The organism is Lysinibacillus sp. 38-6, assembly GCF_046245175.1.
Lineage (GTDB): Bacteria > Bacillota > Bacilli > Bacillales_A > Planococcaceae > Lysinibacillus.
In genome coordinates, this window is sequence record NZ_CP176417.1 from 3,508,708 (window position 1) to 3,521,669 (window position 12,962).

The 12,962-nt window shown below is 39.5% G+C and carries 9 protein-coding genes; 8 read left to right on the forward strand and 1 reads right to left on the reverse strand.

Features of this window, described 5'->3' with window-relative positions:
• The first annotated feature begins 5 nt into the window (after positions 1 to 5).
• The 3 genes from ACKVEV_RS17925 to ACKVEV_RS17935 all read left to right on the forward strand — a co-directional run bounded on the left by ACKVEV_RS17925 (position 6) and on the right by ACKVEV_RS17935 (position 6,156).
• Positions 6 to 2,018: a methyl-accepting chemotaxis protein gene (locus ACKVEV_RS17925; protein WP_409367594.1), complete on the forward strand. Its 2,013-nt coding sequence runs from the start codon at positions 6 to 8 to the stop codon at positions 2,016 to 2,018.
• 227 nt (positions 2,019 to 2,245) lie between these two features.
• Positions 2,246 to 3,688 (forward strand): Ig-like domain-containing protein, encoded by a 1,443-nt coding sequence (locus tag ACKVEV_RS17930; RefSeq protein ID WP_409367595.1) that lies wholly within the window; start codon positions 2,246 to 2,248, stop codon positions 3,686 to 3,688.
• Between the two features lie 26 nt (positions 3,689 to 3,714).
• On the forward strand, positions 3,715 to 6,156 hold the full coding sequence (locus tag ACKVEV_RS17935; RefSeq protein ID WP_409367596.1) for an S-layer homology domain-containing protein: 2,442 nt from the start codon (positions 3,715 to 3,717) through the stop codon (positions 6,154 to 6,156).
• 102 nt (positions 6,157 to 6,258) lie between these two features.
• Here ACKVEV_RS17935 and ACKVEV_RS17940 read toward each other — a convergent pair whose 3' ends face one another.
• Positions 6,259 to 7,446: an alanyl-tRNA editing protein gene (locus ACKVEV_RS17940; protein ID WP_409367597.1), complete on the reverse strand. Its 1,188-nt coding sequence runs from the start codon at positions 7,444 to 7,446 to the stop codon at positions 6,259 to 6,261.
• A 134-nt stretch (positions 7,447 to 7,580) separates the two neighbouring features.
• Between ACKVEV_RS17940 and ACKVEV_RS17945 the strand changes: the two genes are divergently transcribed.
• The 5 genes from ACKVEV_RS17945 to ACKVEV_RS17965 all read left to right on the forward strand — a co-directional run bounded on the left by ACKVEV_RS17945 (position 7,581) and on the right by ACKVEV_RS17965 (position 12,962).
• Positions 7,581 to 7,868: a DUF6509 family protein gene (locus tag ACKVEV_RS17945; RefSeq protein ID WP_409367598.1), complete on the forward strand. Its 288-nt coding sequence runs from the start codon at positions 7,581 to 7,583 to the stop codon at positions 7,866 to 7,868.
• A gap of 303 nt (positions 7,869 to 8,171) precedes the next feature.
• Positions 8,172 to 9,506 (forward strand): FAD-dependent oxidoreductase, encoded by a 1,335-nt coding sequence (locus ACKVEV_RS17950; RefSeq protein WP_409367599.1) that lies wholly within the window; start codon positions 8,172 to 8,174, stop codon positions 9,504 to 9,506.
• Between the two features lie 16 nt (positions 9,507 to 9,522).
• Positions 9,523 to 9,996 (forward strand): glutathione peroxidase, encoded by a 474-nt coding sequence (locus ACKVEV_RS17955; RefSeq protein ID WP_409367600.1) that lies wholly within the window; start codon positions 9,523 to 9,525, stop codon positions 9,994 to 9,996.
• A 343-nt stretch (positions 9,997 to 10,339) separates the two neighbouring features.
• Positions 10,340 to 11,107 carry an ABC transporter ATP-binding protein gene (locus tag ACKVEV_RS17960; RefSeq protein WP_409367601.1) on the forward strand — a complete coding sequence of 256 codons (768 nt, stop codon included), beginning with the start codon at positions 10,340 to 10,342 and terminating at the stop codon, positions 11,105 to 11,107.
• Entirely contained in the window at positions 11,094 to 12,962 is a 1,869-nt protein-coding gene (locus ACKVEV_RS17965; RefSeq protein WP_409367602.1) for an FtsX-like permease family protein, read from the forward strand. Before ACKVEV_RS17960 ends, ACKVEV_RS17965 begins: the two co-directional genes overlap by 14 nt.

Below are 12,962 nucleotides of genomic sequence, written 5' to 3' on the forward strand. Positions count from 1 at the left end.
GAGAAATGAGTAAAGAGATTATGTGGATTAAAGGAATCGGTGGTAAATTAGTTGTAGCAATTATCGCTTTAGTATTTGTGACATGTGGGACGCTCGGTTTTTCAACATGGTGGAATAGTACAAAAGCAGTTGAGGATCAGGTGCAATCGAATTTAATATCGAGGGCAGAAGATGTATCGAAATACATAGAAGAGCATTTCCAACTAGCATTAGTGGAAGTGGAGGCCATTGCGGAGCAAGCAGCTATCCGCAGTATGGACTTTGAAGAGCAAAAAACATACTTAACGAAACGATTTAAGGATACAAAAAACTATTTAGGATTTGGCATTATTACATCCGATGGAATGGCCCATTATTTAGATGATACAACGGCAGATTTAAGTGATCGTGCCTATGTAAAGGAAGGATTTTCTGGCAAAACGGTCATGTCGGAAATTACAATTAGTCGTGTAACGAATGAACCAGTTATTTTAATTGTTGCACCGATTGATACTGTAACAGGTGAAAAAGCATTACTTTTAGCGCGTATAGATGGCTACTATTTATCTAACATTGTAGAAGATATTAGAGTGGGGGAAAATGGTTATGCTCTAATGCTAGATGCTAAAGGTACTGTAATTGGTCATAAAGATCATGCGCTTGTAAAAGAGCAAGCCAATGCAATTACTGCCGCTGATGAATCAGGCGAAATAACGGGAGAATCTTTAGCTGCGCAAGAGATGATTTCAAATTCAAGCGGTTACTTTTCTTTTGATACGAAGGATAATGGTACGAATTTGATGGGTTATCACACATTAAATAATGGGTGGAAAATGGGCGTGGTCGCATTAGAGGACGAAATGCTGGCAGGGCTCTCACAATTAAAGACGAATTTCATTATGATGACGATTATCGTTTCTATTTTAGGATTGTTGATTTCTTTTGCGATTTCACGTTCTGTAAGTAGACCATTGCGTCATGTGCTTCGTATAAGTGAAGGCTTATCTGAAGGTGATTTTACACAAGAAATTCCGGACAAATATTTGAAGCGTATTGATGAAATGGGAACAATGGCGCGAGCATTAGATAAAATGGCAGATAATATGAGAGATATGATCTCACGTGTTGGTCATGAAGCGACAATGGTCAATGAAGCTTCTTGTGACTTAATGGGGGATGTACTTGCTGTAACAAAACATTCCGAGCAAATTGCAGGTGCTATAGGTGAGGTAGAGCGTGGAGCACAAAGTCAAACAGCGATGGCTGAAGAAAGTGCGTCGGCTATGGAGCAAATGGCACTAGGTATTCAAAATATAGCAGAGGTAGCTTCCACAATCGCAACGAATACCGATTTTATTTCCGAGAAAATAAGTGAAAGTAATGGAGCGGTGAAACAATCTATTGACCGTATGGATGACATTCAGCGTGGAACGGCTGTAGAGCTAGATATTATTCGTAGGCTAGAACAAGAGTCAAAAGAAATCGAGCTTATTTCAAAAATGATTACGGATATTTCGGATCAAACAAACTTACTGGCGCTGAATGCATCGATTGAAGCTGCACGTGCAGGAGATGCTGGCAAAGGCTTTGCGGTAGTAGCAGAGGAAGTAAGAAAGCTTTCAGAGCAAACTGCGGGCTCGGCTGCCCAGATTAATGTATTAATTGATCGAGTACAGGCGCACACATTAGAGGTCGTGAAAGCAGCAGAAAGTGGCGAAGAAAATGTAGCCCGAGGTTTAGTTGCTATAGAGACAGTAGGGGAGCGCTTTGAAGAAATCGTTCAGGCTGTTGGTAAAATTGCAGGTCAAATTGAGGAAATGAATGCTTCAGCAGAGCAAATGTCAGCCAATACAGAAGAAGTATCAGCCTCAATGGAAGAAATGGCGGCAACAGCACATGCTGCAAGTGATTATGTATCTGAAGTGAAACAGGCAACATCGGAGCAAATGAACACGGTAGAGACAATGAACGATCAAACTGTGAAAATGTCGGAAATGGCCAATCGCCTACAAGGAGCCATCCAAAAATTCAAATTGTAAAAAGAGCAAAGTGTTAGATTGATTGCCATCAATCTAACACTTTTTTCTATGCCGTTTGAATCAAATTGTATTAAAGATTCAGAATTGTTTGGGTGACTGGCACTCGGTTTGAGAGAATTTTGAGAGTTTTCAATTGCTATAATCAGTCCGGGTATTTAGATGCTTAAAGGGGATTTGGGGTTTACATACTACTTAAAAATTTTTAAATAATTGCAGGAGGTACAGTTTTGCACTACAAAATAAACAAGAGAAAATTGGCAGTATGCGTTTGTTTGTTGTTGCTCTTTTCAACTATTTTTAGTTTCACTACACCGGGACAAAGCGCATACGCGGCTTCTAACAATAAACCACCTGTTGTCGTTGCGTCTGAGAGAATTCCAAAACAAACAATAGCTCTTGGTCAAACGAAGGTGATTGACTTAAGTAAGTTATTCTATGATGCAGATGGTGATACATTAACTTATTCGGTAGTCTCGGCGCCTGTAGGCATTGTGACTACGAAAGTAAATGGCCATCAGCTGACAATCGAAGGGTTAGCACCTGGAAATACGAGAATAAAAGTAACTGCAGATGATGGGAAATTAGGAAGAGCCATGAGTAGCTTTGAAGTGGAAGGTTTACTTTATAGCAATACCTCACCAGAAGTAGCGCAAGCTCTTACAAATCAAACATTAGTTGTGAATAGCGCTGATAGCACATTCGATATTAGTAACGTATTTACAGATGCAGATAACGATGTTTTAACATTTAGTGCAGTGTCTGATAATGCAGGAATAGCGACAGTAAGTTTGAATGGCACAACTTTGAGCGTATCACCGAAAGAAGTTGGTACAGCTATCATTACTTTAACGGCTTCTGATGGTAATGGCGGTACTATTTCAACTACCTTTACAGTAACAGTTACAGCTACTTCGGATAATCACGCGCCAAACGTAGCACATACAATTAAAAATCAACGAGGAAATCAAAACGGTCTTACTTGGAATGTGGACCTACAAGATGTATTTACCGACGAAGATCAAGATATCTTAACATTCAGTGCTACTTCAAGTAATGGAGCGGTTGCTTTTGCCACTTCAAATGGAGGGACAAACCTGTCTCTTACACCAAAAGAAGTAGGGACAAGTACGATTACAGTAACTGCAGATGATGGCAATGGGGGACAAGCTTCTACGAGCTTTACAGTGACTGTAGATGCTCCAATGATATTTATATCCGATTTTGTGCAAGGCGGGAATGGTAGAGATGTCATCCAATTATTTAACCCTAATCAGGTAGAAGCACCTGTTGGATATGAAATTGTTATCCATCAGTACAACCCACTAACAGGCACTCGCGATGTGGAAAGAGTCGAGGTCTTTAGTTCAAATATGGCTTATTACGTCGCAATTAATGAAATATTTTATGACTTTTTTGATATGACAAATGCCCAATATTATAATTCTGAGTACCATGCTACAACTGGCAGTGCGATTGTAGCGATAGCGTTAGAGCGTAATGGTCAAATAGTAGATTTACTAGGAGAACCAACTGCAACAACTGCACTTTTACCGAATAATGGCGGCTTGAAAAGACATAACAGATTTCAATCAGGGTCTTCGATGTTTGAAAGCTCTGAATGGGGACAATTAAGGCCTGGTGATTATACTACTATTCGAGCAAACTTTTAAGTGTTTTATATTTTGATACGTAAAGGATGAGTCATATTCGATACAAAAAAAATAAGATATCTAGCATATTTTTAATTATTTTGGCTGTAGCATTATGTATATTACCGTTGTCTGATGCCTCAGCAGCCAAATATGATTTCGGTTTATTTAATAATGCTAACAATATTGATGACATGAAGTCGGCTATGATTAGTGAGTGGACTGTATTACATTATTCAGCTAGCGCACATGAAATGTTTTTGAATTTCAAAGAAGCTGATCAAAACGAATTAGCCAATTGGATGATAGAAAATCGCCCACAAGGTGGCTATAATTCAATTTCTATAGTTCGACAAACCTATTTAAATGCATTAGGAGACCGCTCATTTTTAATAAATGTCAATAGTGCTGTCGATTCTTTTGAGCTATGGACGGTGTTTGAAGAAGATACACAACTTAACTATAGTGACTACAAATTGTTAACAACAGCAGAACAAGACGAAGTATGTAAACAATTGCTGCAAGTTCGACCTAGAGAAGGGTTTAATAAAGTAGAAATGCTTCAATCTGAAATGAATACAATACTTTACCAAGTACTTTCAAATAAAGTTCAAAACGATAAAAGCTCCTTGGCGGTAATATATAGCGAAGGGGATTCAGCAGCATCCGTTACACAAAAACTTACATTACCGACGGAAGGTATAAATGAAACAACGATTAGTTGGTCATCAAGTAAACCGGATGTTATTGCTAATAATGGCTCGGTTACTCGACCATCTTCATTGCAAGGCAATCAAACTGTAAAATTAACAGCTACGATTACAAAAGGCAGTGTAACGGATACGAAAACGTTCACGATGATTGTCAAAGCTTTATCAAATGCTAGTCATGCCAATTTGAAAAATTTAACGATATCAAGTGGCACATTAAGCCCTGCTTTTAACAAAGATATTACATCCTATACAGCAAACGTTTCGTCTGTAGTAAATAGTGTCATTATTACGCCGATTGTAGAAGAAAGCACTTCAACAGTTACTGTTAACGGTACATTAGCTACACAGCCGGTAAAACTTGCTACAGGTCTTAACACTATTCTTGTGATGGTGACAGCTATAGATGGCTCGGTTCAACAATATACGATAGTGATATCAAAGGAAGCACCTTCTACAGGAAATAATAGTGATAACTCTAATACAGCAAATCCAACGCCGACGCCAGATCCTGTACCAAAAGATGATGCGATTATTATTGTTAATGGCGAAGAAGCGTCTATTGGTAAAGTTGTAAATACGACAGTTCATAATCAAAAGGTTCTTACATTGTTGGCGGACTCAGTGAAACTTCAGGAAAAACTTGCAACGGTAGGTGATAATGCTGTTGTAACCATTCCTATAACGGATACAAGTGCAGATATTATTATCGGGGAGTTAGATGGGGAACTCGTAAAAAATATGGAACATAAGCAGGCAACAATTGTTGTCCAAACGCCGAATGCCTCTTATGAATTACCTGCGCAACAAATTAATATTGATGCAATCTCGCAACAATTAGGGGAAACGGTGGCTTTAAAAGATATTAAAATTCATATAGAGATTGCTAAAGTAACGGCAGAAGCCGCACAAGTAGTAGAGCATTCAGCAAATGAACAAAATTTCTCTTTAGTAACGAAGCCGGTGGATTTTAAAGTTAGTTATACATTTGGCAACACGACGGGCGACATTAGTCAATTCAATGCATATGTAGAACGGACTATTGCCCTTCCAGATGGGACGGCTGTAGACAAAATTACAACGGGGATTGTTGTAACACCAGATGGTACAACTTACCACGTCCCAACTAAAGTTATACAAAAAGAAGGAAAATATTTTGCTGTTATAAACAGTTTAACGAATAGTATGTATGCTGTTGTGTGGCATCCAGTTGAATTTAAGGATGTACAAACACATTGGGCAAAGACAGCCATTAATAATCTTGGCTCTCGTTTCGTAATTGAAGGGACGAGTAAAGGTGTCTTTGAACCAAATAAAGATATTACTCGTTCACAGTTTGTAGCAATAATGGTACGCGGTTTAGGATTGAAGCCAAGTGAAGGGACGAAAAAATATAGCGACGTTGCCGAAAACGCTTGGTACGCAAACTATTTAGCGACCGCAACACAATTTAACTTAATTCAAGGCTATAGTAATGGCAATTTTGGGCCAAACGATAAAATTACGCGTCAGCAAGCGATGACTATTTTAGCCCGTGCATTGTCACTAACAGATATCCATACAGATATCACAGAAGAAGAAATGAATTCAATTTTAGCTCCGTTTAGCGACAACGAAAAAATTGCCGACTCTGCCAAACGCTATATTGCACTTTCGGTGAAAACAGGTTTAGTAACAGGAAGAGCCAATCAAATGATAGCTCCAGCAGAAAATATTACTCGTGCAGAGGTGGCAGTCGTTATCGAGCGCTTCCTGAAAATATCGAAGTTAATTGATTAATTTATTGTGATTGAAGCAACATCCATGAAATGAACGAACAACAAACGAGCCTCGCAAAGCATAATTGCTTGCGAGGCTCGTTGTATTTCTACGGTTATATTGTTAATTTATCGCTTCTTGCATAGCAGCAAGCAGTTGTTCACGAGCAATAATGCGTTCGCCACCGCCTTGCACCATTTGCTCGCTACCGCCACCTTTACCATTAATGAATGGTAAAACTTGAGCAGCAAGCTCTTTCATACTTGCCTTTACTTGTGCGCCACGAGCTGCGACAAACTGTAGCTTATCTTCATTTTCTGAAACAAGAAGTGCAATGATATCAGGACGTTCAGCAACGATAAAGCGAGCCAATTTTTGAAGCTCTTGTATCGAGCGATCATGAAAGGAAGTAGCTATAATAGGGTGGTCGCTTGAAGCCAATGCTTTCGCTTCAAAGGACAGCAATTCTTCTTTTGCTGCTACAAGTGCCTTTTCGGTCGTTTTTTGCGTAGCGAGTAACTTGGCAAGTGCCGTAGCTGCGTCGACTTCAGGCACACTTAATTGTTTTGCAACATCGGCTAAGACGGTTTTTCGCATCGCTAACTCCGCTAAAACTCGCCCACCGCATACAAAGGACACGCGCACATTGCCCTTCATTTTTTCTGTACCTAGAATTTTAATGGCATTTACTTGCCCTGTAGATGTTGGATGTATACCACCACAGCCATTGTAGTCAAAATCAGGAATAATAACTAAACGAATATCTCCTGTGACCGCTACTTCTTTCCGTAAATTATAGTGTCCTAGCTCTTGTTCTGTAATCCATTTTGTCTCAATCGGGCGGTTTTCTAAAATAATGGCATTTGCCCGAGCCTCAGCCGCCGCAAGCTGCTCATTTGATAATGAATCGACGGCAATATCAATCGTAACTTGTTCACTGCCGAGGTGAAAGCTTACTGTCGGCGCGTCAAAAAGTTCAACAAATGCGGCAGTTAATATGTGCTGACCAGCGTGCTGCTGCATATGGTCGAATCGGCGCTTCCAGTTCAATTTACCATGCACTTCACCACTTAAAGCGGAAGCATCGCCCTCGATATAATGTCGGATTTCCTCATCAACTTTTTCAACGTCGATTACATTCGTATTATTTAATGTTCCTGTATCATGTGGTTGACCACCACCTGTTGGATAAAATGCCGTGTTAGAAAGCACAACATAGTGGCGTCCATCCGTCTCTATACCAGTATGTACAATCGTTGCTGTAAATTCACGTAACATAGCGTCTTGATAATAATATAGTAGCTCTTTCATAAAAAGCCTCCTACTAAAAGTTTTATTTTATTGTGGCATAATTGCTTGTAGGTGTATACAGGTTTTCTAGTTGACCCATGCTGAAATTGATTTATTATAGATAAGAATAGGTAAAGATAAAGGAGCTAGTAAAAATGGATATTACACAATTCTCAATGGAAGAAATTTTAGATCCGACGAATATCATTGAAGGTAAGCGTTTTGAATTTATTTTAGATGTGGATATTGACGAAGAGGACGAGCTATACCATGAAGCGGGTATTGAAATTCGTGTTTTAATCGGTGAAAAAGATGGTGCGCCATTTATTTTAAATTATTTCATTATGGAAAAGGCAGAGGGAGAGTACTTAGACTTTGCACTGGAAGATGATGAATTAGAAGAAATTTTAACATTTTGCAAAGAAGAAATCGCAAAAGCATAAGTACTTCAGGTAAGGAAAACAATTCGTTTTCTTTACCTGTTTTTTGTTGGGAGATAGCTCATTTGTAGTTTGTCATTTTATTTTAAAAAGGTAGTAGTGGAAACGTGCATTAGTAATTCGCTTTTTGTTAACATTGATGTATGAGGCAAATATTAGAATTTATTATACATATCAAAAATTGGTATGAATTCGTTTATATAAAAAAAGTGTCTAAGTTTTTTTAGTGCCTCATGGGCTTTAAGTGACGGCAGACGTCATCTATCTATGAAAAAAACTAGGTGTCATGATAAGGGGGCTTGAAGGGTGAAATTCGTAATCATTGGGGGAGATGCGGCAGGGATGTCAGCCGCTATGGAAATTTACAGAAATGTACCTGGGGCAGAAATTACTTCTTTAGAGCGGGGATTTATTTATTCATATGGACAATGTGGATTGCCGTATGTAGTTGATGGGCGGATTTCATCAACAAAGCGTCTCATTGCGCGAGATGTTGAAACGTTCCGTGATAAATATGGTATTGATGCGCGCGTTGGACATGAGGTAGAACATATCGATGTGGAGAATCAGGTAGTAACGGGAACACAAGTTTCAGGCGAACCTTTCCAAATTGCTTATGATAAACTGCTTATCGCTACTGGTGCTGATCCGATTATTCCAGTGCAAAAAGGTGCTGATTTAGCAGGTATTCACAAAGTGAAAACAATACCCGAGTTGGAAGATTTACTTGCCGATTTGACGCCAAATATAGAGCATGTAACGATTCTTGGCGGAGGCTATATCGGGCTGGAAATGGCAGAAACGATTCATGCGTGTCATAAGAAAGTTCGACTTATTCAGCGAGGCAATCAAGTTGCCAATATTTTAGATGAAGAGCTAGCAAAGCATGTTCATGATGAAGCTAAAAAGCAAGGTATTGAGCTTCTCTTAAATACAAATGTAGAAGGACTTGAGGGCACTTCTCGTGTTGAGCGTATCGTGACAGATAAAGGAACGTTAGATACAGATTTAGTCATTGTCGCTGCAGGCATTAAACCGAATACGCAATTTTTAAATGGAACAGATATTGTACTTGCGGAAAATGGGGCTATTATTGTGAACCGCCATTTAGAAACATCGGTGAAAAATATCTATGCGGCAGGAGATTGTGCGACGCATTTTCATATTGTAAAAGAACGATTAGATTATGTACCACTTGGCACGACTGCCAATAAACAAGGGCGTTTAGCAGGGCTTAATATGTCCGGGAAATTTGCACCGTTTCGAGGCATTGTCGGCACCTCTATATTGAAATTTTTTGACTTAACTATTGCCACAACAGGTATTAATGAGCGGACTGCAAAGGATCTCGGTTTTGACTATGAGGCATATAAATTGTCTGCCCGTCATATTGCAGGTTATTACCCAGGAGCCCAACGAATGTTTATTAAAATTGTTGTGCGCAAAAGAGACCAGCAACTATTAGGTGCACAAATTGTTGGACCTGCCGGTGTGGATAAACGCATCGATGTCTTTGCCACAGCCTTATACAATAAAATGACATTACCGGATTTACTTGATTTAGATTTAGCCTATGCACCTCCTTTTAATGGTGTGTGGGATCCGTTACAGCAGGTTGCTAGAATGAATGGACGTTTATAATAAGGGGGACTTAACAATGAGTATTTACGATATTCAAGTAGCTTTAGAAGATGGGACAGAATATAGCTTAGAACGTTATAAAGGGAAGGCAATGCTAATTGTAAATACAGCAACAAAATGTGGTTTTACACCGCAGTTTGAGGACTTAGAAGAGCTATATAAAAAATATCAGGATGAGGGACTTGTTGTGCTGGGCTTCCCTTCTAATCAGTTTAAGCAAGAAGTTGCCACTGCCGAAGAAGCTGCATCACAATGTCGTTTAACGTATGGTGTAACGTTCCCGATGCATGAAATGGTGAAGGTCAATGGCAAAGACGCTCACCCGGTTTTTGACTACTTGACGTCCCATACGAAAGGCTTCCTTGGTAGTAGTGTTAAGTGGAACTTTACAAAGTTTTTAGTAGATCGCAACGGAGAAATTATTAAGCGCTACGGCTCTGCAGATAAACCGAGTAGTTTTGAGGAAGATATTAAAGAAGTATTGGATTAAGCCGTTGATTTCCGCTACGGACGGGCGCTTTCCGCGGGCACATCGTAAGCCGCAACCCTCGCTATCGCGCGGCTTGTTGCGTCTTACGTTCTGTGCTGTTCCCGCAGGAGTCGCCCGCCCTCCGCTCCAATCAACTATATAATCGTACAAATGTCTCGTTATATGACCACCAAAAGGATAAAAATGACAAAAGGAATGGAGTAAAACTTCTTGTTGCCTTTTGCCTAGTCTAAGCATGCACATTATGTGCATGCTTTTTTGTCATTTAAGGTTGTTGTAAGCTTGCGACAATTTTGCTGTAAGTTTGGGGTCGTATACTGTAAACAGAAAGAGGTGAGCGTATATGACGCCATTATTAAAAGTACAAAATGTAGGAAAAACATACGGCAAAGGCGCGAATACTTTTACAGCGCTTGAAAATATAACATTCGAGGTAGAGCAAGGTGAGTTTGTCGGTGTAATGGGGCCTTCCGGGGCAGGGAAATCGACACTTTTAAATGTTTTAGCAACAATTGATACGCCAACAACGGGCGATATTGTCATCAATAATACAAATTTAGCACAGATGAAAGATACGCAATTAGCAGATTTCCGTCGTGATAATTTAGGATTTATCTTCCAAGATTATAATTTGCTCGATTCCTTAACCGTGCGCGAAAATATTGTGCTACCGCTTGCCATTGCAAAGGTGCCACAAAAGGAAATTGCAGCAAGAGTAGAGCGTATTGCACAGTTATTTGGCATTCGTGACCTGCTAGATAAATACCCTTACCAAATTTCAGGTGGTCAAAAGCAAAGAACAGCATCATCCCGCGCGTTAGTAACTGCACCAAAACTTATTTTTGCTGATGAGCCAACAGGTGCACTCGATTCAAAATCAGCAACTGATTTACTGGAAAGCTTAAGCGATTTAAATCAATCTCATGCCGCAACGATTATGATGGTGACACATGATGCATTTGCAGCAAGCTTCTGCCAGCGTATTCTCTTTATTCAGGACGGCAAGCTTTCCAAGGAAATTCATCGTGGCGTCCAAACGAGAAAGCAGTTTTTCCAGGAGATTTTACAGGTGCTTGCAGGCATCGGGGGTGGGGTAAATGACGTTATTTAGCCTGGCGCGTAAAAATATTCAGCGCAATTTATCCAATTATTTTTTATATATCGCCTCCATGGTATTTAGCATTGTCATTTACTTTACATTTGTCACGCTAAAATACAGTGACGATCTTGCTAGTTCCACAGGGATGTCGCAACAAATCAAAGGATTAATGAGTGCATCGTCGATTGTCCTTTTATTTTTCATTGTGATTTTTATCGCGTATTCCAATTCGTTTTTTATGAAAAAACGCAAAAAAGAAGTGGCACTCTATTCGCTACTCGGTGTACGTCAACAAAAAATCGGCCTAATGCTCTTTTTCGAGAATTTAGTGATTGGGCTCGTATCATTGGTTTTAGGCATTATCATCGGCTTTTTTATGTCAAAGGTGTTATTAACCATTTTAGTTCGCCTAATGGGCTATCAAGTCGTAGCAAATTTAACATTCACACCTGAAGCAGTGCTTCAAACAGCGGGAATCTTTTTCGTATTATTCCTATTTACTTCTTTACAAGGCTACCGCGTGATTTATCAATTTAAACTAATTGATCTGTTCCATGCAGAGAAGCAAGGCGAAAAAATTCCTCGTGCATCACTGTTAGCAGCGATACTAGGGACAGTACTGATTGCATTTGGCTATTACACGGCCTCTTCTGATATTTTTACAAGTCCTATTTGGAAAGTATTTTCGATTCTCGGTACACCACTGCTAGTAATAGGTGTCACAATTGCAGGGACATATTTACTGTTCCATAGTGTGAGCGTTTTCGTACTGACAGCATTGAAAAAGGCGACATCTTGGTCTTGGAGAGGCTTGAATTTAATCGGTGTTTCGCAATTACTATATCGTATACGGGCAAACGCTAAATCATTGTCAATTATCGCGATTTTAAGCGCAACAACGATAACTGCAGGTGGCGGTGTATTTGGTATGTACTACAATACAGAAGCATCGGTGCGCCACGCGCTGCCAAACACATTTATGTGGAAAGGTGAAGCGGTTGAATTTGACCAACAGAACGTGTTGTACAATGAATCAATCCATGCAAAAAATTTACGTGTTGATAATGAATTTGCTTTTTTTGAATATACATTATTGAAAGAATCAGATTACAATCATTTAGCCTCATTGCAGGGGCAGGAACGAGAGCTTCATATTGCAGATGGTTCAGCTGTACTACTAGACGTTAACTATGATGAACGTTTTTCCCATGACTTTACGGGTGAAAACTTTAAATTGCAAAGTGGCGAATCGTTTCATATCGACAAAATGTATACAGATAGTGTGCTAAACTTTATGCCAGCTGGCACCGTACTTGTCGTCAACGATCATGTTTTTGATACGACAAATGCCGAAGGGATAACGATGCAAGTTGTTGGTATGGACAATGATTTGAAGCAACAAAGTGTGTCGAAAGAAATTTTTGGACAGCTTTCTACGGAGCAGCAAGAGTGGTTTTCAAGTGTGCCTCAAAGCTATGAGGATAGTCTAGGTACGGTTGGTTCATTATTGTTTGTTGGAAGCTTTTTAGGGCTAGTATTTTTAGCGGCAACAGGCAGTATTATTTACTTTAAAGTGCTTACAGAGGCAGAAGAAGATCAGGCGAAGTATGCAGTGTTAAATAAAATCGGTGTAAATAGTAGACAAATCTTAAAAACGGTTGCAGGGCAGGTTGCTGTTATATTTAGTGCACCACTGATTGTTGGCATCGTACACAGTGCTTTCGCGCTTCTAGCATTTTCACAATTGTTTAATATGGATATAACAAAGCCAGTGTTAGTATGGATGATTGCCTATTCAGTCATTTACGGCTTATATTATCTCTTTACTGTACGGGCGTTTTATAAAATTGTGAGACAGGGGAATTAA